Genomic DNA, 23,304 nt, shown 5'->3' on the forward strand with positions numbered 1-23,304 from the left:
CCGTTAAAATCGTGTTTATTCTCGCCATAATAAACCCATGTTTGTGCAACGGATTATCTTATTGGCACCATCGTGTCTGGATTCAGGGCTCATCTGGGGAATATCGGTATAAATAACAAATAATGGTCTAATTTCAGAGGGCTAATAATTTAATAATTGCATTTTTAAATGATTACTGGCGATTATGGTTGTTGTAGGGGGGAGTCACTCGCATGACCGATTTTATTGCGCACCGGAACCCGTTGTCCCGAGACACCCACGGCCTATGGGAACACTCGACGGAGACGGGGCGCCTCGCCCAATGCTTCGCCGCCGCATGGGGGGCGGGCGACATCGCCTATCTGGCCGGTCTGTGGCACGACCTGGGGAAATACGCCGCCGAGTTCCAGGAAATGATCGGTGGCGACCCCGACGCCCATCTCGAAGGCCAACCGGCCCCCAGGAAACGGGTCAACCATTCCTCTGCCGGAGCGCTGTGGGCCATGCAACGGGCCTTGGAAGCCAAACAGAGGGGCCTCGGCATGATCCTCGGCTACGTCATCGCCGGACATCATGCTGGCCTTCCAGACTGGGACCCAACAGAGGGCGGCGGCGGGCTGAAAGATCGATTGACCCAAACCTCCCATCTGGAACGGGCGCTGGCGGCAAAGCCGCCGCGAGATCTGCTTGATTTCCCTTTCCCCGAGTTGACCTTGGGCGCGGGGAAAGACCTTAGCCTGTGGATCCGCCTGCTGGCATCGGCCCTGTTCGACGCGGATTTTCTGGATACGGAAGCCTTTTTCAACCGGCAGAAATCGAAAGATCGCCGGGGCTGGGCCGATCTTGCCACCTTGTCGCAGAAACTCGACGACCATCTGGCGACCTTCGAAGGGGTCACGGGCGATGTCAACAAGGTGCGTGGCGAGGTGCAGGCCGCCTGCCGTAAGGCCGCCGACCTACCGCCCGGCCTGTTCAGTCTGACCGTGCCGACCGGCGGCGGCAAGACCCTGTCATCCCTCGCCTTCGCCCTCGATCACGCCCAGCGCCACGGCTTGCGCCGGGTCATCTATGCGGTGCCCTTCACCAGCATTATCGAGCAGACAGCCGATGTGTTTCGCGCGGCGCTGGGCGGCGACGCGGTTCTCGAACATCACAGCGCCCTCGACCCGGATGGCAACACGAGCCGCTCGCGTTTGGCCTCGGAAAACTGGGATGCGCCGCTGATCGTCACCACCACGGTGCAGCTATTCGACTCCCTATTTGCCGCCCGGACATCGAAGGTACGCAAGCTGCACAACATCGCCGGGAGCGTGCTGATTCTCGACGAGGCCCAGGCGCTGCCGCCCGCCGTGCTCCGCCCGGTAACCATCGTTTTAGATCAATTGGTCAAGTTCTATGGGGTAACCGTCGTTCTCTGCACCGCCACCCAGCCCGCCTTGCGTTCGGTCTTCAAGGAGCTGGGAGAGGCGCGGGAGATCGCCCCCGACCCGCCCCGCCTGTTCGAAGCCCTCAAGCGGGTCACCGTCACATGGCTGTCGGACCGGACGCCGTGGGACCAACTGGCCGCCCGCATGGCCACCGAGCCCCGCGCCCTGGCTATCGTCAATACCCGCCGCGAGGCGCGCGCTTTGGTCGATCTGTTACCCGATGGCGCTGTGCATTTGTCCACCTGGCAATGTCCGGCCCATCGGCAGACGTTGCTGGAAACTGTCCGGACGCCCGATGCGCCGGTGCGGGTGGTCTCCACCAGCCTGATTGAGGCCGGAGTGGATATTGATTTTCCGGTGGTGTTCCGTGCCTGGACCGGGCTCGACTCCCTGGCCCAGGCGGCGGGACGCTGCAACCGGGAAGGCAAGCTCGACAAGGGACAGTTCGTGGTCTTCCGGCCCGAGGGTGCCCCGCCACGCGGCCATATTCTGCAAGCCGTCACCGCGCTCGAAACCGTGCGGGGAACATACGGGGAGAATTGCTTCACCCCGCAGGCCTTCCGCGACTATTTCGAGGCCTTGTATTGGGCCAAGGGCGACACTCTCGATAAATATGGAATGGGACGTTTGCTGAATTTGGGCGGAGCCAAACTCCAACCCCACCTCGCCTTCCGCACCGCCGCCCAAGCCTTCCAGATGATCGAGGATGGGCAACAGGCGGTGATCGTGCCGTTCGATGAATGCGCCGAACGGCTGATCGACGAACTGCGCCGCGTCGGCCCGTCACGCGACCTACTGCGCAAACTGCAACGCTACACCGTGCCGCTGACTCGCTGGGATTTCGATGCCCTGTCGAAGTTGGGAGTTACCGAGACCCTGGACGGCCTCCCGGTGCTCACAGACCAATCTCTTTACCACCCCGACCTCGGCCTCGATGTGCCGGGGCTTTCGGAACCGCGATTGAACATCCTCAACATCTAAAGGAGGTATCCCCATGACTGACGGAACGCTCTCCCCGCCCCTGCGCCTCAAGGTATGGGGTGACCGGGCCTGTTTTTCCCGGCCCGAAATGAAGGTTGAACGGGTCTCTTACGACGTGATGACGCCCTCTGCGGCGCGCGGCGTTCTGGAGGCCATTCTCTGGAAGCCGCAGATGCGTTGGGTGGTCGAGCGCATCGACGTGCTCAATCCGATCCGCAAGGACCGGGTGCGACGCAACGAAGTGAGCGGAGTCGCCTCCTACTCCAACGCCAAGTCGGCAGCCAACGGCAGCGGCGTTTCCCTGGGCTTCGATATCGAGAACAACCGCCAACAACGGGCCGCTCTGATTCTGCGCGACGTGGCCTATGTGATCCACGCCCGCCTCGGCCTGACGCCCAAGGCCGGGCCGGACGACAGCCTGACCAAATACGTGGAGATGTTCCGCCGTCGTGCTGCCGCCGGCCAGTGCTTCCACCGGCCCTACCTGGGCAACCGGGAGTTCGCCTGCGAGTTCGATCTGCTAAACGACAGGGCGGAAATCGCACCGATCTCGAAGACCGAATCCCTTGGATGGATGCTGCATGACATCGACTTCACGGGCAAGGAACCGACGCCGACCTTCTTCGAGGCACGGCTGGACAACGGCTCGCTGAACATTCCCGCGCCCGGCGCGGCGGAGGTGTTGCGATGATCCTGCAAAGTCTCGCTCGATACTATGACCGGCTGCTTGCTACCGGTGAGGTCGAACCGCCGGGGTTTCAGAAGAAGGTGATCCCCTGGGTAATCGAGCTTGCCCCCGACGGCGCGCCGGTCGCCCTGCACCATACGGAGCGGACCTTCACCCTCCCGGCGGAGGTCAAGCGGACCGTGGGCATTGCCGCCAACCTCTTGTGGGACAACGCCGAATACGTGCTCGGGCTGACCCGGGCCGGGGCGACGGACAAACAGGCGGCGAAAGTGCCGGAACGCCGGGCCGCCTTCGTCGAGAAGGTCGCCGCCCTGCCGACGGAAGCCTTGGCCGATGCGGGCGTGCGGGCGGTGACGGCCTTTCTCGCCAGGCGGGATAACGCGGTTCTTGAAGCCCTGGCCGGTTGGGAGACCCTGGCAGCGGAAGGGGGCAACGTGTCGTTCCGTCTCCAGGGCGACGACGGCTTGGTCTGCGAACGGCCCATGGTCGCCGCTGCCATCGCTGGGGTTGCCTCGTCAGGTGATTCCGTGCGCTGTCTGGTCACGGGCATGCAGGGTCCTGTCGCGGTGCTGCATCCCTCCATCAAGGGAGTGCGGGGCGCCCAGAGCGTCGGCGCGGCCCTGGTCTCGTTCAACCTGGAAGCTTTCACTTCGCATGGTTGGAAACAGGGAGCCAACGCCCAAGTCTCCGAACAAGCCGCCTTCGCCTATACCGCCGCGCTCAACAAGCTGTTGGCCCGCGACAATAAGGAACGGCACATGGTGGAGGGCGACACCACCTTCGTCTTCTGGGCCCAGGACGACACTGCGATGGAGGAGTCCTTCGGCAGCTTTTTCTCCGGCTACGAGGTGGCCACGGATGACCAGGAGAAGCCGGTCAAGAAGACTCTCGGTGCGGTACGCCGAGGCCTGAACGATGCGAAGGACGACGGGACTCCATTCTATGTGCTGGGCCTCGCCCCCAATGCCGCCCGACTGGCCGTGCGCTATTGGTACGAAGGAACGGTTGGCGAATTGTCCAACCAGATGAAAAAGCACTTCGACGACCTGGCTATTATCGGACTCAAGCAAGGTGAAGAAGACCCGTTGCCCAGCCTGTGGCGCCTCCTCGGTACCATCGCCATTGGAGGTGACCCGAAAAGCCTACCTGACGGCCTGCGCGGCAACCTCGCCGCAGACATCGTCCGCGCCGCTCTCGAAAACACGGCCTATCCCGCCACTTTGCTCGCCCGCGCCGTGGAACGCTGCCGGGCCGAGCAGTCCGTCCCCACCATGCGCGCCGCCCTGATCAAGGCGGTGCTCAATCGCCGCATCCGTCAGTCCGACATCCCAGCAAAGGAGATCACCGTGACTCTCGACCCTGAAAATACGACCACCGGCTACCTCCTTGGACGGCTGTTTGCCGTGTACGAGGGCATTCAACAGGCCGCTAATCCCGGCATCAACACGACCATTCGTGACCGTTTCTTCGGTGCCGCTGGATCGACGCCACGCGCGGCCTTTGTCGAACTGTCCCGCTTGAAAAACGCCCACCTGAAGAAAGTGCGGCGAGCCAACGAAAGGTACTCCCGACGCTATGAAAACCTGATCAACGAAATTATGGGCAAGCTCGACGGAACCGAAGGGTTTCCCGCTCACCTGGAAATCGACGATCAGGGCCGGTTCGTCATCGGCTACCACCACCAGAACCGCGACCTTTACACCAAACATGACACCCACGAGGAGAACTGAGCCATGACCGCCATTGCCAATCGCTACGATTTCGTCTTGCTGTTCGACGTCAAGGACGGCAATCCCAACGGCGACCCGGACGCCGGCAACATGCCGCGCATCGACCCGGAAACCGGCCACGGTCTGGTCACCGATGTGGCCCTCAAGCGCAAGGTGCGCAACTACGTCGGGCTCAAGCACGACAACGCCGCGCCGAACGAGATTTACGTCCGCGAGGGTTCGGTGCTGCAAGAACAGAGGGGCGTGCCCTATGAAGGAAAGAAGCCCGATTCCACCGACAAGGGCGACCACGATGTGGCCCGTGCCTTCATGTGCCAGAATTTCTACGACGTGCGGACCTTCGGGGCCGTCATGTCAACCAAGAAGTTCAACGCCGGACAGGTGCGCGGCCCGGTGCAGATCACCTTTGCCCGCTCGGAAAACCGTATCCTGCCCATGGACCATACCATCACCCGCGTCGCCCGCGAGACCGAGGCTCGCGCCGCCGAAGGGGGAACCACTGAAATGGGCGGCAAGAATACCGTCGCCTATGGTCTATACCAGGCGCATGGTTTCGTCTCGCCGCACCTGGCCGAAGGCGACCGTGGCACTGGCTTTTCCGAGGCCGATCTCACGTTGCTGTGGGAAGCCCTGGAACGCATGTTCGAAGTCGATCGTTCGGCGGCGCGTGGCATGATGGCGACCCAAAAGCTGATCGTGTTTAAGCATGACAGCAAGCTTGGCAACGCCCGCGCCCAGGATCTGTTCGGCCGAGTTTCGGTGCGGCAGAAAGCCGACACGCCGCGCGATATCTCCGACTTCGACATTTCGGTGTCCCAAACCAGCCTACCCTCGGGCGTGGAGGTGATGATCCTCGTGTAGCGCCATGTACGAAGAGGATGACCTGATCCCCCTGTCGGCCCTGCAACATTTCGTGGTCTGCCCGAGGCAGTGCGCCTTGATCCACCTGGAACAGCTCTGGATCGAAAACAGCCGCACCGCCGAGGGCCGGGCGGCTCACGAACGGGTCGACCGGGGCGGAGCGGAGCAGCGCGACGGACAGCACCGGGCATTCGGCATGTCCCTGCGCAGCCTCGCCCTCGGCCTCGTGGGCAAAGCCGACGCGGTGGAGTTCCATCCCGCAGCCAACGGCGAGGCCGTCCCGTTTCCGGTCGAGCATAAGCGCGGTCGCCCGAAAAAAGGCGACGAGGACCGGGTGCAACTCTGTGCCCAAGCTCTGTGCCTGGAAGAGGTGCTCGGGATTCCGGTACCCGCCGGGGCGCTATTCTATGGCGAGAAGCGGCGGCGGCTGGAGGTCTCCTTCGATGCCGCCCTGCGCGCCCGCACGGCAGCGGTCGCAGCATCGGTGCGGGCGATGTTCGAGGCGAACACCACTCCACCGCCTCCGGACGCTGCCCCCTGTCGCAATTGCTCACTCGAACCGGCCTGCCGCCCGGACACGCGCGGTCGGTCTGTCGCCCGCTGGCTGGCCCGCCGTCTGGCCGAGGAGGACACATGAAACATCACCTGAACACACTTTACGTCACCACTGAGGGTACCTATCTGGCCAAGGACGGCGAATGCATCGTCGCCAAGGTTGATAGCGCGGTGCGGGCGCGAATCCCTATTGGCGGCTTGGAAAGTGTCGTCTGTTTGGGCCGGGTTTCACACAGTCCGCAGCTCCTGGAGCATTGCGCGGCGAACGGCGTGGCTCTCACCCATCTCTCCCAAAGCGGGCGTTTCATGGCCCGCCTGGAAGGGCCGACCTCGGGCAACGTGTTGATCCGCCGCGCCCAATACCGTTGGGCCGACGATCCAACTCGAAGCGCCGGACTGGCACGGGCCTTCCTCACCGGCAAGCTCGCCAATGCCCGTCAGGTGCTGCAACGGGGGGCCAGGGAGAAGGACGATCCAGACCTCAACGCCGCTGCCGACCGCCTCGGGAGACTGCTCCGCCGCCTGCCCGGCGAGGCCACGGTGGACGGCCTGCGTGGTCTGGAGGGAGAGGCCGGACGGACCTATTGGGCGGCCTTCCCGAAACTGATCGGCGGCGATCCGGTTTTCGTCTTCACCGCACGCAGCCGCCGCCCGCCGCTGGACCCGATGAACGCCCTGCTGTCGTTCCTCTACACCCTGCTCGCCCATGACGTGCGCGGTGCCCTGGAAACGGCGGGGCTCGACCCGCAGGTCGGTTTTCTGCACCGCGACCGCCCAGGGCGACCAGGGCTGGCGCTCGATCTGATGGAGGAGTTTCGCGCCGTGATCGCCGACCGTCTGGCCCTGTCGCTGGTCAATCGGGGGCAGGTGCGGGGCAAGGGTTTCAAGGTGCTGGACGGCGGTGGGGTGGTGATGGACGACGCCACCCGGCGCACTGTCATCGAAGCCTGGCAGGAACGCAAGAAAGACGAACGACGGCACCCGTTCCTCGACGAACCGGCGACGCTGGGTCTGTTCTGGCATTGGCAGGCCCTTTTGCTAAAGCGCCATCTGCGCGGCGACCTGGACGGCTATCCGCCGTGTTTGTGGCGCTAGCGCGTGTCGGGTCCAATCGGCCCCGCTAGACACGCGCGACCTTATTGGAATCGATCACGACGTGATCTAGGAGGCAGCGATGTTAGTCTTGATCAGCTACGACGTGGAAACCACCGACCGGGCCGGACGCCGTCGTTTGCGTCGGATCGCCAAGGCCTGCCAGGACCATGGGCAGCGAGTGCAGTTCTCGGTGTTTGAATGCGAGGTGACGCCCGCCGCCTGGACAGCCCTGCGCGCCCGACTGCTCGACGAAATGGACCCCAAGAAGGATAGCCTGCGGTTCTATTTTCTAGGCGCGGAGGGGAAACGCCGCATTGAGCATCAAGGCAACCGGGTGCCCCTAGACCTGGAAGGACCATTATTGCTGTAGGCTCTGCGCGAACCCCTAGCAGGGGCGGATTCCCCGGGAGGTTCGCGCAGGGCATAACTTATTGATGTTGTTTGACATTGTTTGGCAGAATGAACGACGCAAGACGGTTGTCGCCGGATTTTGCGAAGACTCCGCGCGAATCACGTCTTTTCCCTTTGCGTCGCAGGAGGTTATCCTGACGGCGTCGCCCCCACACGGGGGCGCGGATTGAAACCCAAATCCCCGCCGACGGCCGCCCGCACGGCTTGTCGCCCCCACACGGGGGCGCGGATTGAAACTGCAACGTGGCAGTGGACAGTGCGCTTGCACTGTGGGTCGCCCCCACACGGGGGCGCGGATTGAAACGAGACGGTGCGCCCGGTGGTGGTGGTGGCGGTGTCGGTCGCCCCCACACGGGGGCGCGGATTGAAACACGTCGGCAGGCCCGGCCCCTGGGGCAACCCCTTCGGTCGCCCCCACACGGGGGCGCGGATTGAAACGTTTTGATGCGCAGGAACAGCACCAGCAAAGCGGCGTCGCCCCCACACGGGGGCGCGGATTGAAACGGTTGATACGGTCATATCCTCGGCCCTGGTTAAGTCGCCCCCACACGGGGGCGCGGATTGAAACATTGCGGGATACAAGGCCATAGCGCCTTGCACAAGTCGCCCCCACACGGGGGCGCGGATTGAAACATGGCCCGCAGGGGTGGGGTAAAGCCCTCAGTCGGGGCGTCGCCCCCACACGGGGGCGCGGATTGAAACTCCGTCGCGGGATGCCGAAAGCGGCATGGTCCGCGTCGCCCCCACACGGGGGCGCGGATTGAAACAGATCCACCGTTGTCCGTCGTCCGACAATGTCGTGTCGCCCCCACACGGGGGCGCGGATTGAAACCGTCCACTGCGGACAAGGTCGCTCAGGCCGCTGCCGTCGCCCCCACACGGGGGCGCGGATTGAAACATCGTCGCCTCCTCGGCGTGCCAGGCGCTCCACCTGTCGCCCCCACACGGGGGCGCGGATTGAAACTCGATCTGGGCCTGCCAGTCAGCCATGCGACCGGGTCGCCCCCACACGGGGGCGCGGATTGAAACAGCATAGGCACGCGACCGAAGGCAATCCCTGAAGTCGCCCCCACACGGGGGCGCGGATTGAAACTGTAGCCACCGCAAACCCCGACCGCCGTGGCGGTGTCGCCCCCACACGGGGGCGCGGATTGAAACGAGGCCGCCAATGGTCGGGAGGTCTCTTGATGGAGTCGCCCCCACACGGGGGCGCGGATTGAAACCCGCCCCAGGTGCCGCTCCAGGGCATCGACCGAAGTCGCCCCCACACGGGGGCGCGGATTGAAACACGGTGTTTGGGCAGGCGGTGACCTGGGGGAAGATGTCGCCCCCACACGGGGGCGCGGATTGAAACCGTGGAGCGCCACGGGGGAGGGGCCGGACTCGTGTCGCCCCCACACGGGGGCGCGGATTGAAACAAACTTGTTGCCGTGTTGAGAGAAATTGTCCCGCGTCGCCCCCACACGGGGGCGCGGATTGAAACTTCCGCGCGGCCTCTATTACGCCAACAGCTCGGGCGTCGCCCCCACACGGGGGCGCGGATTGAAACGCGCCTCCATGGCCGACCTGTTCGACCCGGAGGGTCGCCCCCACACGGGGGCGCGGATTGAAACTGGAGTTCCACAAGCGTCTGAGAGCGTGCTGTATGTCGCCCCCACACGGGGGCGCGGATTGAAACGATTTCTCCCCGCTTTGTCCACAGAAAGTAGCCAGTCGCCCCCACACGGGGGCGCGGATTGAAACCAACTGGTAACGGGCCATGTCGGTACGGACGCTAAGTCGCCCCCACACGGGGGCGCGGATTGAAACTGTTGCGCCGCCCATCTCACCCTCCTTTACGCGGCAGGTCGCCCCCACACGGGGGCGCGGATTGAAACCCAGCATAGATGATAGCCCAGGCCCAAGGCTGTCGTCGCCCCCACACGGGGGCGCGGATTGAAACGGTCCAGGTGCGTAAGGTCTGCTGCGGATCTGTGTCGCCCCCACACGGGGGCGCGGATTGAAACATCCAGATCAAGGACGGGAGGGGGGCGAAAATTTGCGTCGCCCCCACACGGGGGCGCGGATTGAAACACAACGGTCTCGCCGTTCTTGCGGACGTGGATGGGTCGCCCCCACACGGGGGCGCGGATTGAAACTTTTTGGGGTGAACGTTGCTGAGCGTTCGCGAGATGTCGCCCCCACACGGGGGCGCGGATTGAAACTCAAGTGCCCGCGCCTGGTCGAGAAGGTGACGGGTCGCCCCCACACGGGGGCGCGGATTGAAACCATCGCGCCCATCTCGCCATTGAGCACCAGCGTTTGTCGCCCCCACACGGGGGCGCGGATTGAAACTCCGTACCGCCGACGGCCTGTGCGGCCCTCTTTACGTCGCCCCCACACGGGGGCGCGGATTGAAACCTCCAGGGCCAGTCGCTGGGAGGTCTGGTCATGGGTCGCCCCCACACGGGGGCGCGGATTGAAACTGAATACCGTCGATGCCAACGTGGTTGGCCCCAAGTCGCCCCCACACGGGGGCGCGGATTGAAACGGCAACGGGGCGGGCAAAAAGGGCCTGCTCGCCGGTCGCCCCCACACGGGGGCGCGGATTGAAACCTGAAAAGCGTCAAGGCGTGCCGGGCCATGTTCCGTCGCCCCCCACACGGGGGCAAGGATACTTTTAAATCCGCCTCTTAGAGATTAAGTAGCCCGAACAGCAAGATTGGGGGCTCGCCGCAATCCGCTTCGCAGCGATGTTCTAATGTCGCATGGATGATTGCCATATGATTGCCGGGCGCCGTTCTTTTCAAACGAATAACAGTATAAGTCGTTGAAAAAAATGGCGCACCCGACAGGATTCGAACCTGTGACCTCTGCCTTCGGAGGGCAGCACTCTATCCAGCTGAGCTACGGGTGCTCGGACCTTGGGCCCACCGGGACAAGGTCGTAGGCGGTGATACACCGGATTGCCCATACCAATCAAGTCGTGATCCCCTCCCGCCCCGCTTTTCCTTGACCACCGCTTGTGCCCTTCTCACAATGCGAGCCATGACAGAACCATTGGATTGTGCGGTCATTGGAGCCGGAGTGGTGGGCTTGGCGGTGGCCCGGGCGCTGGCGCTGGCCGGGCGCGAAGTCGTGGTGCTCGAGCGCGCCGACGCCATAGGCACGCAAACCAGTGCCCGCAACAGCGAAGTGATTCACGCAGGGATTTACTATCCCGAAGGCAGCCTGAAAGGCAGCCTTTGCCTGCGGGGCAAGGCCCTGCTCTACGACTACCTGGAACGCCATGGCCTGGATCATCGGCGCTGCGGCAAACTGGTTGTGGCAACAACAGCCGAAGAAGAGCCTATACTGGATCAGGTTCTTTCCAAGGCTGCGGCCAACGGCTGTACCGACCTTCAATGGCTGTCTCAGAAAGAAGCCCTCGCCCGCGAGCCCAACCTGCGCTGCCTGGCCGCCCTTTGGTCACCGAGCACCGGTATTTTCGATACCCACGGATATATGCTGGCCCTGCACGGAGACCTGGAATCCGCGGGCGGCGCCATCGCCTTGGGAAGCCCGGTGGACTCTGGCCGGATTACCGAAGACGGGATCCTGCTTCGGGTCGGCGGCCGCGATCCCATGGAATTGCTCTGCCGGTCCGTGGTCAATGCCGCAGGCCTTTGGGCGCAACCCACCGCCGCGGCCTTGGAAGGCATGCCGCCCGAACACATTCCGCCGCGCTATTTTTGCAAGGGCAATTACTTCTCCCTCGCTGGCAAGGCCCCATTCGAGAGCTTGGTCTATCCGGTTCCCGGCGCCGCGTCGTTGGGCTGTCACTATACCCGGGACCTGGGGGGTCAAGGACGCTTTGGGCCGGATGTGGAATGGGTCGAGGACCTGGACTATCAAGTCGATCCCAACCGGGCCGATTCGTTTTACGATGCGATCCGCCGATATTGGCCGGATTTGCCCGATGGCGCCCTCCAGCCGGGCTATTGCGGCATCCGTCCGAAAATTCAGGCGCCTGGCGAGGCGGCCCAGGATTTCCTGATCAGCGGCCCGGAAACCCACGGCATCGCAGGCCTTGTTCATTTGTTCGGTATCGAGTCTCCCGGCCTGACCGCCTCCCTGGCCATTGGCGAGCGGGTTGCCGCTCACCTGGCATCGAACTAACCTGCGGCATAAGTCACTTACTCCAAGACGCAACGGCAAAGGACATGTTCGGCATGCGCGGCATCAAGACCCTGACCATCCTGGCGACCCTTATGGCGGGAAGCCTGATTCTGACTCCCGAGGCCCCGGCTCAAACCGAGGAAGGGCAAGTGCGCGCCCAAGGCAAGGTCATCAACAGGGGCAAGGGCGATGAAGGCCCCCAACGACGTCTGCTGAAGGGCCCGAAAGATCCGCGCGAGGCCATGCGCAGCCTGGTCCAGAACATCAGCAAATTCACCCGCCGCTATAACCGAAACTTTCTAGTCGTGGCACAGAACCCCTTGGGGCTGGTGGTCAAGACCGATCTCGACGATCCCACCGCCCAACTGCCCGCCCGGACCTTCAACCAGGCCATTGACGGCATCTTGCAAGAGGGCGTGTGGTACGGCGTGCCGGAAATTGGCAAGCCGGTAACAAAAGCGCGCAACACCAAAGCTCTGGAACTGCTGAACCTGGCCAAGCAATCCGCCCTTCCGGTTTTTGTCGTCGATTATGTGGGCACCGCCAAACAGGCCTATGAGGTGCTGGACAAGGCCAACAAGAAAGGCTTTGTCGCCGCCCCCGCCTTTGCCCGAGGTCAAGCCTTGAACAGCCTGCCAAAAGTCCCGCGCCGCCCCTATCGGGAAAACGCCAAGTCCGTCATCGGCCTGAAGGATGTCCGCAACTTTTTCATGCTGCCCGATTCAACCGCCTTTGGGCGTCAGGACGAGTTCGCCTTGAAGGTACATGAAACCAACTATGATGCGGTGATCGTCGATGTGCAGCACGGGCGGTCCCCGTTAAGCAAACGCGCGGTGGAAACCCTGAAATATAAGAAAAGCGGTGCCAAGCGGTTGGTACTGGCTTCCATGAATGTCGGCGTTACGGGCAGCTATCGCTATTACTGGAAGGACGGCTGGGGCGAAGGCTCCCCGGCCTGGGTGGATTCCCCCTACCCCGGCCAGCCGGATTCCTATTACGCCCAGTACTGGAATCCCGAATGGCAGCAGATCCTGACCGGGAACACCAATTCCTACGTCTATGGGATCATCGCCCAGGGGTTCGACGGCGTGGTCTTGGAAGGCCTCGACGTCTACCACTTCTTCGAGGGCGACATCGAGGCCGATCCGTTGTGATCAGTTGGCGGCTTCTTGCACCGCTTCGACCACGAAACCCTGCTCCGCCGGATAACGTCGGGTGATTTTGGCCCGCGCTTCGTCGGCGCTGTCGGCGTTGATCCGCAACACCTGAGTCTCACCCCACCGGTCTTCGTAAAGGCTGTGGGATTCGTGGTTTGCGAGCTTCTCACGCACCGTTGTGTTGACGAATCGAACATCAAAAGCGCGAAGCTCTCCATTCGGCGGCTGGTACATCCTTGGTTTCCTTCCAACTTCCCTGAACACGCGACCCTATTTCAGCCTTGATACGCGGCACACACCACGCAGCATTAATGCTGATCGACTTTAGTTAAGGAATTATTACGACGTTTTCCAGGGTTGCAAGGAAATTTTTGCAAATTTTTTAATGCCGCGGCGCAATAAAATGCCTCAACGACGGTCGAATTCAGTTGAAGCCGACCCAGCCGAGGTCCGGCAAATCTGCGTGACTCTATTGATACCGATCGTGTTTTTCGTGTTGGATCGGTTCTGATCCCATGCGACGGGCCCCAAGGCGACGTCAACGACCCTCCCACGAAGAGAGCGAAAAAATTGTATCGTTCTTGTGAGTTTGCGGTGTGGATCACGTTCTGTTTGATCGAATCCGATCTAAAACGACGCGACCGATTCCAATAGGGTCGTGCAGGTCCAACGGGTCCGATTGGACCCGACACGCGCGAAAGGCTTTAGGCGCCGACCTTCTGCAATACCAATTCGAGGCCACGCACCAGACTCTCGCCTGATTTTCCGCCATCGCCGGTCATCTGATTCAGAATGATCAACTGGACCGCATTGATATGGAGTTGAATGACCTCCATCTCCTTCTCATTGGGAGTTTCCAGATGTTCAAGGAACCGGCAAAGCTGGTAGCAGACCTGGGTGATCAGCGGGTAATTGAAACTGCCGCCTTGGCCCTTCATATCGTGGGCCACCCCAAAAATGCTCTTCAGCGCGTTGGTTTTTTCTTCGTCATTGCCGTTGGCCAGCAGGTCATAAGCCCCCTGAAGGGCATCCAAATCAGCCTGAACCCAGTCCAGATAGTCTTCGGCCATATCGGCGATTACCATCTCCGCCTTGGCAAGAGTCGCGGCATCGACCCCACCCCCGGCGCCGGGAGGGCCAACCTTGTTTTTCAGCAAATTCGGGGGCTGAATGATTTCGCCTTTGGCTTCTTCGGACATGCCTTCGATCCATTTGGTTGTGACCAGCGGCCTTCGTGAACCCACATTAACGGTGGAGACCCGGCTGCCGCAAGTATCCAGCCGGTCGAATTGACACTTTCCCTTACACGGACAGGCTTTCCGTCCGCTTCTCCATGCCCCCGAAGTCCTGTTGAATCCGACGGCGGTCCGGTCCCACATAGGCGGAACTATCGATAAAGGCTGTCGGACGCTCCAGCACTTCGATGAGCGCGCCAATCAGGGTTCTCGGGGAAATGGGTTTCGGCAGCAAGTCATTGACACCCGCGTCCCGGGCCATGGCCGGCAGGGTCCCCCCTGCCTTGCTGGAGACCATCAACACCGGGATCTTGCGCCACTCCGCCTCAAGGGGGGTATCGCGGCGGATGCGGCGAACGCATTCCAGGCCGTCCATGCCCTCCATCTTCCAATCGACAATGGCCAGGTCGGCATTGAACCCCTGCAACACTTCCAAAGCATCGTCGCCGTTATCCACTTCACGGATTTCGCTGACGCCCCCATGCTTCAAAATGGTGGTCAACAAGGTGCGAAAGTGGATGTTGTCCTCCACGATCAGAATGTTTAGTCCCTGCAGATTTCCGTCAACCATAAATCCCATGCCCCTCCCGTGCATTGCTCCCCTCCCATGCGGCCCCCCAGCCGATGATGAGAGAGGTTCTCAGCTCCAGTCTATACTTTTGAGAAGGGGTCCGACAAGCCCCTGATCACGGGATGGATACTTTCCCCGTCACCAAGGAATGGGCTGGCCGTCGTAATTATAGAAACGACCGTTCAATTCTCCGGCGGGCTTGGACAGGACCTTGCGCAATCCCGAAACGCTTTCGTCCACGTCGATCAAGGCATTGGGTCCGCCCATGTCGGTCCGCACCCAGCCGGGATGCAACATGGTCACACAGACGTCCCGTTTGAGCAAATCCACCGAAAGACTTTTCATGGCCGCGTTGAGGGCAGCCTTGGACGTGCGATAGATATACGAGCCGCCGGAGGAATTATCGCTCATGCTGCCCATCTTGCTTGAAAGGGCCGCGATCTGCCTGCCCTCGGATCGGGCCACATGGTCCAGAAACGCCTCGGCCACCTTCACCGGGGCCATAAGGTTGGTCCAAAGCACCTCTTCCCAGGCCTTGTAATCCAGCCCCCCCAAAGTGCAGGGTCTTGGGCCATAGACCCCGGCATTGAGCAACAGCAGGTCAATGGATTCTTTCTTCCACAATTTGGCCAGGCCATGCACCCGGTCGAAATCGAGCACATCCATATCGCGGATCACCACATCACCCTCGATGGCTTTCAAGGCTTTGGCTTTTTTTGGCTGACGACAGGTGGCCAGAACGCGCCAGCCATCCGCAGCACATTGTCGCGCGAATTCAAGGCCGATCCCGTTTCCGGCGCCGGTAATGAGGACTGTCGGCATAAAAGAGCTTCCTTCGCACTGATTCGGGATGCGCCCATTAGGCGGCAATCAATTGTTCACCGCAAGACCGGATTAACGGCGCGCGGCGTCCGCCAACCGATTCAGGAAATCGCTCAATTCGGGGCTAGGCTCACTATCATCCCGACCCGGCTGTTTGGACGGCTCGGGACAGGACGCCGCTGCAGGAACATCTCGCAGATGGACCTGTTCTCCCATTACCTCGTTGATGGTTTCGAGCATGGCGCTGAAATCGATGGGCTTGACCACGCTGGCATCCATGCCCGCATCGAGAAAATCATTCAGATGAGACGGTGTCACGTCGGCGGTAACCGCCACCACCGGGACGTCGCACCGAGGGGCACCAAGGCGGCGGATGGCCCGTGTGGCATCAAGCCCGTCCATTTCAGGCATATGCACATCCATTAACACGAGATCAAACGCCCATTCTTCGGCCAGCTTCAAGGCTTCGACACCGTTGGAGGCCAAATTGACCTCATGGCCCAGCGGCCACAGCATATTGGCGATCAATTGCTGATTGATCCGATTGTCTTCGGCGACCAAAACTCGCAACGAGCGTTGTGCCCGGTACTTGAGGATCTGATCGGAAGGTTCTTCCCCGGTTGGCGAGTGCCCCAAGGAGCAGGGAATAGTAAACCAAAAACGGCTGCCTGATTCTGATTCGCTGCTGAATCCGATGTCACCGCCCATCAGTTCCACCAGATGCCGACAAATGGCCAGCCCCAATCCCGAGCCACCGAAACGACGGGCCGTGGTGGCGTCTGCCTGAGAAAAGCGTTCGAACAGCTTGGGGTGGAGTGCCTCGGGAATGCCAATCCCGGTATCGACGACCTCGAACTTTAGCAGCGTGCCGTTTCCGTGATCAGGAGTGTGGCTGACATGAATCGAGACCCCACCCGTTTGGGTGAACTTCAAGGCGTTGCCGGTCAAATTGAACAAGATTTGTCGAATGCGCACGGCGTCGGCGTTGAGACCTTCGGGTAACCCTTCCTCAAAGGAAAGATCGAAATGAAGGCCTTTTTCCTGGGCTTTGGGAAGCATCAGTTTTTGCAGATCGCGGACCAGCTGTTCCAAATTGAAATCGATCAGGTCCAATTCCAGGCGCCCAGCCTCCAGCCGCGACATATCCAGGATATCATTGAGAATTCGCAGCAACATCTCGCCCGACTCATGGATCATGCCGACGTATTCGCTGGCCTTGGGATCCAGGTCCATTTCCTTGAGTAAGTCGGCCATGCCCAGCACACCGGTCAATGGTGTGCGGATCTCATGACTCATGGTGGCCAAAAACTCGCTCTTGCTGCGATCGGCCGCCTCGGCTTTTTCTTTTTCCCGGAAATACTCGGTGGTCAGTTTTTCCAGCCGTTCGGCCTGTTCTTGCAGGCTGTGCCGGGAGATTTCCAATTCCGAGATATACTGGGTCAGGGTGCGTTCGGTGCGGGCCCGTTCGATGGCATAGCGGATGGTCCGATCAAGGATCGGTGGCGCCACCTCATCCTTGACCAGGTAGTCCTGCGCTCCCTCGCGCAATACCAGGAGCGCCGTTTCCTCGTTATCCATGCCGGTCAGCACCACCAGCGGCACATTGGGCAGATGAGCGCGCGCGCGTGCCACGGTTTTTGCGCCAAAGGAATCCGGCAGGGACAGATCCAACAGCACCACGTCGAATTCTTCCCGATCAGCCCGGGCCAATCCGGCTTCCAGGGACGTTTCCGCCGCCGTTTCATAGCGGATACGGTAGATCTCCCGCAGGTGTTCGCGTACGAGCACCGCGTCCCCAGGATTATCCTCGACGATTAAAACCCGAATGACGGGCGGTGGCCCTTCGTCGTGCAAAGCGGGACTCCCCAATTGCTCCACCTAAGTATAACCAAATTGTTATGTTTGCCGAGTCCTCCGATCATCACCCCAGAGCGAGAGCGGCCAACCCGAGAAACGAGAAAAAGCCCACCACATCGGTCACCGTCGTCAAAAACACCGTGGAAGCAATCGCCGGATCGATCCCCATCCGGTCAAGGACCAGCGGGATGGTCGCCCCGGCCACGGCGGCGACAATCATATTGAACACCATGGCCCCGGCGATAATGCCACCAACCAATGGCTCGCCAAACCAGCCCCAGGCCACCAAGCCGGTGAGAATGGCGAAAACAACACCATTGCCAATGCCCACCAAGGTTTCCTTGCCCAGCACTCGCATGGCGCTGTCCGGCGTTACATCGCGGGTTGCCAGGGCGCGGACCATGACAGTCAGGGTCTGAGTCCCGGCGTTGCCGCCCATGGAGGCAACAATGGGCATGAGCACCGCCAAGGCGACCATCTGTTCAATGGTGGCATCGAATAGACCAATCACCAACGAGGCCAGCACCGCCGTACCCAGGTTAACCAGCAACCAGGTGAATCGTGACCGGGCGGTTTGCCATACGCCACTGAACAGGTCGTCCTCGGCCACACCGGCCAGACGCAATACATCCTCTTCCTGTTCCTCTTGAATAACATCCACCACGTCATCGATAGTGATGGTACCCACCAGCCGGCCGTTGTCATCGACCACCGGTGCCGAGACCAGATCGCGCTGACTGAACAGATAGGCCACTTCTTCTTGATCCGTTGCCGCCGGGACGGGGTCCGTGTCCTGTTGTAGGATATCCGATAGCGCGACGGCGCGACGGGACCGGAGCAACCGATTGAGAGCCACGGTGCCCACCGGATGGTGACGGGGGTCGACCACGTATATGTCGTAAAAATCCTCGGGCAGTGTCTCCCCTTTTCCCTCCCCTTCTTCCTGGTCGGCAACGGCTCTCAGGTGATCAATGCATTCTCCGACGGACCAAAACTCCGGTACCGCCACCAGTTCATGGCTCATCAATCGTCCAGCGGAGAATTCCGGATAAGTCAGGCTTTCCTCGATCAGCGCCCGGTCGCCTTCCGGCAAAGCTTCCAGAACTTCCTGGCGCTCGCCTTCGTCCAGATCCTCGATCAGATCAACGGCATCATCGGAGGCCATCTCATGAACCACCGCCGCCAGGGCTTCAGGCTCCAAGTGATCGATGACCTCTTCGCGCACCCGCTCGTCCAGGGCGGATAAGGCCTCCGGCTCCAAAGGTTCGCCCGGCAGATCAATCAGGTCTAGGCGCAGATCAGACGGAAGCTGTTCGATCAGATCGGCGGTATCGGCATAGTGCAGCGGCCTGATCAGGTCACTGGCCTTTTCCTGGTCTCCCTGTTCAAGGGCCGAAGCAACCTCGCCGATCAAACCCTCCGGCAGATTGACCAAATCGTCGTTTTTATTCGGCGGCGTCATTCGGCCTCCTGGGCGCCGACCACGGCCAAGGCACTGATATTGACCACGCCGCGCACGGTGGCGGAAGGCGTCAGGATATGGGCCGGACGGTCAACGCCGATCAGGATCGGCCCCACCGGTAAACCATCGGCCAACATCTTGACCAGGTTATAGGCGATGTTGGCCGCATCCAGGGTCGGCATGACCAACAGGTTGGCGCGCCCCTTCAGTCGCGAATTGGGGAAAATCCGTTCGCGGATGGTTTGCGACAGGGCGGAATCCGAATGCATCTCGCCTTCCACTTCCAAATCCGGGGCCATCTCATGCAGCAAACGCAGGGCCTCGCGCATTTTCTCCGCCGAGGGCGTCCGGCCCGATCCGAAGTTGGAATGGGAAAGAAGCGCCGCCTTGGGCTCGACACCAAAATGCCGCACCGCGTTGGCGGCCAGCAGAGTCATCTCGGCCACCTGCTCGGCGGTTGGATCCGGCGTGACATTGGTATCGCAAATGAACAGATTGCCCTTGGGCGTGATCAACAAGTTGATGGCCGAGGCCTCGTTGACCCCGGGGGCCAGACCGATCACGTCCATCACATGGTTCAGATGCCGCTGATAGCGTCCGGTGGTGCCGCAGACCATGGCATCGGCCTCCCCGCTCTTGACCATCAGCGCCGCCACCAAGCTGGGACGGCCACGCACCATGGAGGCCGCCAGATCCGGCGACACGCCCTCGCGCTGCATAAGATCATGGTAGAGCTGCGCCAGGGACTCCAGACGCGGATCACGGGGCAATTCGAGGATATCCACGTCATCTTCCAGGCTGTAGCGCAGGCCCAGGTCCTGGACCTTGTCGGCGATGATCTCGCGACGACCGATCAGGATCGGCTTGGCCAACCCGTCATCGATCAACACCTGAACGGCGCGCAGCACCCGGTCTTCCTCGCCCTCGCCATAGATGACGCTGCGCGGGTCCTGGCGGGCCTTGTCGAACACCGGCTTCATGACCATGCCGGTGCGGAACACGAAGCGTTCCAAACGCTCCTCGTAAGCTTTGAAGTCCTTGATGGGCCGCCGGGCAACGCCTGTCTCCATGGCCGCCCGGGCCACCGCCGGGGCCACATGGGAGATCAATCGCGGATCAAAGGGCTTGGGGATAAGGAATTCGGGCCCGAATTTCAGTTCCTGGCCCGGATAGGCAATGGAGACCCGTTCGTCGGCCTCGGCCATGGCCAGATCGGCCAGGGCATTCACACAGGCCTTTTTCATTTCCTCGTTGATGGTCGTCGCCCCCACATCCAGGGCACCACGGAAAATGAACGGGAAGCAGAGCACATTGTTGACCTGATTGGGATAGTCCGACCGCCCGGTGGCAATGATGGCGTCCGGGCGGGCCGCGCGGGCCAGCTCGGGCAGAATTTCCGGCTCCGGGTTGGCCAGGGCCAAGATCAGCGGCCTATCGGCCATCTTCTTGACCATTTCGGGTTTCAGCACCCGAGGCGCCGACAGACCCAGGAAGATGTCCGCGCCATCAATCGCATCGTTCAGGCTCCGCGCCGCGGTCTTCACCGCGTAGCGGGCCTTGTAGGGGTCCATCTGCTCGGTGCGGCCCTCATAGACCACCCCGGCAATGTCGGTAACGATGATGTTTTCCTTCTTCAGACCCAAGGTAACCAGCATGTCGAGACAGGCCAAAGCCGCGGCCCCGGCACCGGAAGCCACCAGTTTGACCTGATCGAAGGACTTGCCGACCACTCGCAGACCATTGGTCACGGCGGCCCCGGCGATGATCGCCGTGCCATGCTGGTCGTCGTGGAACACCGGAATCCCCATGCGCTCGCGCAGCTTGCTCTCGACGATGAAGCATTCGGGCGCCTTGATATCTTCCAGATTGATACCGCCGAAGGTGGGCTCCAAGGCCGCGACGATATCCACCAGTTTGTCCGGGTCCAATTCATCCAGTTCGATGTCGAACACGTCGATCCCGGCGAATTTCTTGAACAATACCCCCTTGCCTTCCATCACCGGCTTGGATGCCAGCGGCCCGATGGGTCCCAAGCCGAGCACCGCCGTGCCATTCGTGACCACCCCGACCAGATTGCCCCGGGCGGTCATCTGCGCCGCTTCGTCCGGATCGTCGACGATCAGTTCGCAAGCGGCAGCCACGCCTGGGGAATAGGCCAATGCCAGATCCCGTTGATTGGACAGGGGCTTGGTGGCGGTAACGGATATTTTTCCGGGAACCGGGGAGCGGTGATATTCGAGGGCGCCCTCGCGAAACTTATCGTCGTCCATGAAGCATTCTCCCGCAGGGGTAAGAAAGAAGGGCTTTCTCACTTATACCCCATCGGATTCATCCGAAGGTCGCTTTTTCATGGGTAAAACAGAATCTTGGGCTAAACGGTGAAGGCCCGCGCCATTTCGGCAGCGGGCCTTCGAATTTTGGTGCGGTCGAGAAGACTCGAACTTCCACCCTATTGCTAGGACAGCGACCTCAACGCTGCGCGTCTACCAGTTCCGCCACGACCGCATCATGGACGCCTTGCGACGCCACAGAGCGCGGGGATAGCACCTTCAATGGATCGGATCAAGACTTCCTGGAGAAAACCGGTTACGATTACGCATGACAGCCTATTCAAAGCCCCTTTGACGCCCATGGGTGCGTCGGACCGGACCCTCGAATTGGATCGTGGCGCCTATGCGCGGGCGTTGAACAAATTGGACGGCGAGGACGGCGCGGCGGCATTTCACGAACAGTGTCAGGCCACCTACGCTAGCGACCACCCCATCCGATCCAGCGACCTCGGACAAACGTTTTTCACGACCTTACCCCTGCTGAAACCGGTCCATGCCGCCGAACTCCGTGATCTCATGGATCGAGACCCGGCGCACCTGCGGACCCAGGATTTCCTGGCCGACCTGTTAACAAGGGTGTTCACGCCCGCATTGGATCAGGCCTTAACCGGATGGTTTGCAAGCTACTATCGGCCGCAATGGTACAGCTTTCAGAAATTCCATGTTGGCGATGGGCGCGCCTATTCCTTCGGCTGGCACTTCGATGCCTGGAGCAGCCATTGCCTGAAGCTGCTTTGCTATCTCAACGGCACCGGCGACCACGGCGGACCGACGATGGTTCTGGACGTGGCGCAGAGCGAAGCTTTTGCCCGGGCGGGCTACGCATTTCCTCCAAAACAACAACGGTTGGACGATCTGAGCGAATTGGCGAGTATCCTCAATCTCTCCTATCACCCCCAAACCTTGGCCATGGCCGCCGGAGAGGCGCTGCTATTCAATCCGGTACGGCTATTGCACCGGGGCGTGGTCCCGACCCGGGCCGAGCGGTATATGCTGCAAATCTGCATCGGTCCGGCCATGCGCCCCTGGCAGGACGAATGTCAGTCGGGGAACTGGCCCTATTGGGACCCCGGAAGCAATCCCGTGTAACCGGGTGATGCAAATGCCCGACCTAGGCAAAAAGGATTTGTGGTTTTACTATTCACACATGCAGAAAATGGATTCGGTAACGGGTTTCAAACTCGACCCCACAAGTTACGCTCGGACGATCCATCAGTTCGATGTGACCCAAGGGCGGGTGGACTATCACAGGCGCTGCCGGGGACAATTCCAACGCGCCCCGATTGATCAAACCCACTCAATCCGCAACCACCACATGGCGACCTTTTCCCTGTTGGATTCTGCCACCTGCGCGGCCTATCGCGCAGTCATCGACCAAGACTCGAACCGGGTCCTAGAGCAGGGCTTTATCGCAGAGCTGCTGAGTCAGGTGTTTACCGATGAAACGGATTCCGCCCTCACGGCCTATTTCGGCAGCGAATATCATGCGGATTGGTATAGCTTGCAAATGAGCGATCCCGGCGCACCGGGCAACTATTCCAATGACTGGCACTTTGATGTCGGATCCACGCGGCAGCTTAAAATTCTATGCTTCCTCAACGATGTAGAAGAGCATCAGGCGCCGACCCTGTATTTGCCCATCGATCAAAGCAAATTATTCGCGCGCCTTGGCTATGGTTATCCCGCGGTGGAGGATCGTCTGAACGATTTGAGCCCCTTGGCCCAGGCCCATGGCCTGTCGTACACGCCCGAGGCGGTGCCCTTGAAGGCGGGCGAGGCATTGATGTTCAATCCACAGGTGCTTCTACACCGGGGCCAAGTGCCCCTGAATTCTCGGTATCTTATCCAGATTGCGGTCATTCCCTCATCCGTCCATTGGAAACAGACCCTTGCCTCTGGGCGTCATTGGCCCCGCTTCGAACCCGGGGCGCAGGGATGGCCGATAAAAAGAGGCGGACCGACGCCAACAAAATCATCCATTGCCAGCGGTCGGGTCGAATTATAAG

18 protein-coding genes, 2 tRNA genes and 1 CRISPR repeat array are annotated in these 23,304 nt (G+C 61.1%); of the genes, 11 read left to right on the forward strand and 9 right to left on the reverse strand.

Annotated features, from left to right (window positions below):
- Nucleotides 1-212 precede the first annotated feature (212 nt).
- The 7 genes from MGMAQ_RS10285 (at nt 213) to cas2 (ending at nt 7,686) form a co-directional block, all read left to right on the forward strand.
- Nucleotides 213-2,387 (forward strand): CRISPR-associated endonuclease Cas3'', encoded by a 2,175-nt coding sequence (locus MGMAQ_RS10285; protein WP_046021479.1) that lies wholly within the window; start codon nt 213-215, stop codon nt 2,385-2,387.
- A 13-nt stretch (nt 2,388-2,400) separates the two neighbouring features.
- Nucleotides 2,401-3,078, forward strand: coding sequence for a type I-C CRISPR-associated protein Cas5c (gene cas5c, locus MGMAQ_RS10290; RefSeq protein WP_046021480.1), 678 nt, complete (start codon nt 2,401-2,403; stop codon nt 3,076-3,078).
- The gene (gene cas8c / locus MGMAQ_RS10295) at nt 3,075-4,805 is read left to right on the forward strand and encodes a type I-C CRISPR-associated protein Cas8c/Csd1 (protein WP_046021481.1); all 1,731 of its coding nucleotides are present in this window, start codon (nt 3,075-3,077) and stop codon (nt 4,803-4,805) included. The genes cas5c and cas8c overlap by 4 nt, the downstream gene beginning before the upstream one ends.
- A 3-nt stretch (nt 4,806-4,808) precedes the next feature.
- The gene (gene cas7c, locus MGMAQ_RS10300) at nt 4,809-5,666 is read left to right on the forward strand and encodes a type I-C CRISPR-associated protein Cas7/Csd2 (protein WP_046021482.1); all 858 of its coding nucleotides are present in this window, start codon (nt 4,809-4,811) and stop codon (nt 5,664-5,666) included.
- A 4-nt stretch (nt 5,667-5,670) separates the two neighbouring features.
- A complete protein-coding gene (cas4, locus tag MGMAQ_RS10305; RefSeq protein WP_046021483.1) occupies nt 5,671-6,303 on the forward strand; it encodes a CRISPR-associated protein Cas4 in 633 nt (210 codons plus the stop codon).
- Entirely contained in the window at nt 6,300-7,316 is a 1,017-nt protein-coding gene (cas1c, locus tag MGMAQ_RS10310) for a type I-C CRISPR-associated endonuclease Cas1c (protein WP_046021484.1), read from the forward strand. Before cas4 ends, cas1c begins: the two co-directional genes overlap by 4 nt.
- Before the next feature lie 79 nt (nt 7,317-7,395).
- A complete protein-coding gene (gene cas2 / locus MGMAQ_RS10315) occupies nt 7,396-7,686 on the forward strand; it encodes a CRISPR-associated endonuclease Cas2 (protein ID WP_046021485.1) in 291 nt (96 codons plus the stop codon).
- A 183-nt stretch (nt 7,687-7,869) separates the two neighbouring features.
- A CRISPR array of direct repeats spans nt 7,870-10,322; the repeat unit is 31 nt; unit sequence GTCGCCCCCACACGGGGGCGCGGATTGAAAC.
- A gap of 224 nt (nt 10,323-10,546) precedes the next feature.
- Here the strand turns inward: cas2 and MGMAQ_RS10320 are convergent.
- A tRNA-Arg gene (locus MGMAQ_RS10320) sits at nt 10,547-10,623 on the reverse strand.
- A 131-nt stretch (nt 10,624-10,754) separates the two neighbouring features.
- Here MGMAQ_RS10320 and MGMAQ_RS10325 point away from each other — a divergent pair.
- Nucleotides 10,755-11,864 carry an NAD(P)/FAD-dependent oxidoreductase gene (locus tag MGMAQ_RS10325; RefSeq protein ID WP_046021486.1) on the forward strand — a complete coding sequence of 370 codons (1,110 nt, stop codon included), beginning with the start codon at nt 10,755-10,757 and terminating at the stop codon, nt 11,862-11,864.
- A gap of 44 nt (nt 11,865-11,908) precedes the next feature.
- Complete coding sequence (locus tag MGMAQ_RS10330) at nt 11,909-13,018, forward strand: hypothetical protein (protein WP_046021487.1); 1,110 nt, start codon at nt 11,909-11,911, stop codon at nt 13,016-13,018.
- On the opposite strand, the gene MGMAQ_RS10335 is transcribed toward MGMAQ_RS10330, so the two are convergent.
- From MGMAQ_RS10335 to MGMAQ_RS10370, 8 genes are all read right to left on the reverse strand, one after another.
- Nucleotides 13,019-13,255, reverse strand: coding sequence for a hypothetical protein (locus tag MGMAQ_RS10335; RefSeq protein ID WP_046021488.1), 237 nt, complete (start codon nt 13,253-13,255; stop codon nt 13,019-13,021).
- A gap of 470 nt (nt 13,256-13,725) precedes the next feature.
- Nucleotides 13,726-14,220, reverse strand: coding sequence for an Hpt domain-containing protein (locus MGMAQ_RS10340; RefSeq protein WP_046021489.1), 495 nt, complete (start codon nt 14,218-14,220; stop codon nt 13,726-13,728).
- A 103-nt stretch (nt 14,221-14,323) separates the two neighbouring features.
- The gene (locus MGMAQ_RS10345) at nt 14,324-14,836 is read right to left on the reverse strand and encodes a response regulator (RefSeq protein WP_052716303.1); all 513 of its coding nucleotides are present in this window, start codon (nt 14,834-14,836) and stop codon (nt 14,324-14,326) included.
- A 129-nt stretch (nt 14,837-14,965) separates the two neighbouring features.
- A complete protein-coding gene (locus MGMAQ_RS10350; RefSeq protein ID WP_046021490.1) occupies nt 14,966-15,649 on the reverse strand; it encodes an SDR family oxidoreductase in 684 nt (227 codons plus the stop codon).
- 72 nt (nt 15,650-15,721) lie between these two features.
- Nucleotides 15,722-17,518: a hybrid sensor histidine kinase/response regulator gene (locus MGMAQ_RS10355; RefSeq protein WP_158498831.1), complete on the reverse strand. Its 1,797-nt coding sequence runs from the start codon at nt 17,516-17,518 to the stop codon at nt 15,722-15,724.
- Between the two features lie 52 nt (nt 17,519-17,570).
- Complete coding sequence (gene mgtE, locus MGMAQ_RS10360; protein ID WP_046021491.1) at nt 17,571-18,968, reverse strand: magnesium transporter; 1,398 nt, start codon at nt 18,966-18,968, stop codon at nt 17,571-17,573.
- Complete coding sequence (locus tag MGMAQ_RS10365; protein ID WP_046021492.1) at nt 18,965-21,238, reverse strand: NADP-dependent malic enzyme; 2,274 nt, start codon at nt 21,236-21,238, stop codon at nt 18,965-18,967. The genes mgtE and MGMAQ_RS10365 overlap by 4 nt, the downstream gene beginning before the upstream one ends.
- A gap of 148 nt (nt 21,239-21,386) precedes the next feature.
- Nucleotides 21,387-21,473: transfer RNA gene (locus MGMAQ_RS10370), tRNA-Leu, on the reverse strand.
- Between the two features lie 125 nt (nt 21,474-21,598).
- Here MGMAQ_RS10370 and MGMAQ_RS10375 point away from each other — a divergent pair.
- Entirely contained in the window at nt 21,599-22,387 is a 789-nt protein-coding gene (locus MGMAQ_RS10375) for a hypothetical protein (protein ID WP_148560920.1), read from the forward strand.
- Between the two features lie 58 nt (nt 22,388-22,445).
- On the forward strand, nt 22,446-23,303 hold the full coding sequence (locus MGMAQ_RS10380) for a hypothetical protein (protein WP_158498832.1): 858 nt from the start codon (nt 22,446-22,448) through the stop codon (nt 23,301-23,303).
- Nucleotide 23,304 lies beyond the last annotated feature (1 nt).

The organism is Magnetospira sp. QH-2 (genome assembly GCF_000968135.1).
In the GTDB taxonomy this organism is placed as follows: domain Bacteria; phylum Pseudomonadota; class Alphaproteobacteria; order Rhodospirillales; family Magnetospiraceae; genus Magnetospira.

Bases quoted from the DNA above. Each gene is read 5' to 3' on its own strand.
- MGMAQ_RS10340 (WP_046021489.1), bottom strand. From the start codon at position 14,220: ATGTCCGAAGAAGCCAAAGGCGAAATCATTCAGCCCCCGAATTTGCTG.
- cas4 (WP_046021483.1), top strand. From the start codon at position 5,671: ATGTACGAAGAGGATGACCTGATCCCCCTGTCGGCCCTGCAACATTTC.
- MGMAQ_RS10330 (WP_046021487.1), top strand. From the start codon at position 11,909: ATGTTCGGCATGCGCGGCATCAAGACCCTGACCATCCTGGCGACCCTT.
- MGMAQ_RS10380 (WP_158498832.1), top strand. From the start codon at position 22,446: ATGCAGAAAATGGATTCGGTAACGGGTTTCAAACTCGACCCCACAAGT.
- MGMAQ_RS10375 (WP_148560920.1), top strand. From the start codon at position 21,599: ATGGGTGCGTCGGACCGGACCCTCGAATTGGATCGTGGCGCCTATGCG.
- cas2 (WP_046021485.1), top strand. From the start codon at position 7,396: ATGTTAGTCTTGATCAGCTACGACGTGGAAACCACCGACCGGGCCGGA.
- MGMAQ_RS10335 (WP_046021488.1), bottom strand. From the start codon at position 13,255: ATGTACCAGCCGCCGAATGGAGAGCTTCGCGCTTTTGATGTTCGATTC.
- cas1c (WP_046021484.1), top strand. From the start codon at position 6,300: ATGAAACATCACCTGAACACACTTTACGTCACCACTGAGGGTACCTAT.
- MGMAQ_RS10350 (WP_046021490.1), bottom strand. From the start codon at position 15,649: ATGCCGACAGTCCTCATTACCGGCGCCGGAAACGGGATCGGCCTTGAA.
- MGMAQ_RS10325 (WP_046021486.1), top strand. From the start codon at position 10,755: ATGACAGAACCATTGGATTGTGCGGTCATTGGAGCCGGAGTGGTGGGC.
- MGMAQ_RS10365 (WP_046021492.1), bottom strand. From the start codon at position 21,238: ATGGACGACGATAAGTTTCGCGAGGGCGCCCTCGAATATCACCGCTCC.
- cas8c (WP_046021481.1), top strand. From the start codon at position 3,075: ATGATCCTGCAAAGTCTCGCTCGATACTATGACCGGCTGCTTGCTACC.
- mgtE (WP_046021491.1), bottom strand. From the start codon at position 18,968: ATGACGCCGCCGAATAAAAACGACGATTTGGTCAATCTGCCGGAGGGT.
- cas5c (WP_046021480.1), top strand. From the start codon at position 2,401: ATGACTGACGGAACGCTCTCCCCGCCCCTGCGCCTCAAGGTATGGGGT.
- cas7c (WP_046021482.1), top strand. From the start codon at position 4,809: ATGACCGCCATTGCCAATCGCTACGATTTCGTCTTGCTGTTCGACGTC.
- MGMAQ_RS10345 (WP_052716303.1), bottom strand. From the start codon at position 14,836: ATGGGATTTATGGTTGACGGAAATCTGCAGGGACTAAACATTCTGATC.
- MGMAQ_RS10285 (WP_046021479.1), top strand. From the start codon at position 213: ATGACCGATTTTATTGCGCACCGGAACCCGTTGTCCCGAGACACCCAC.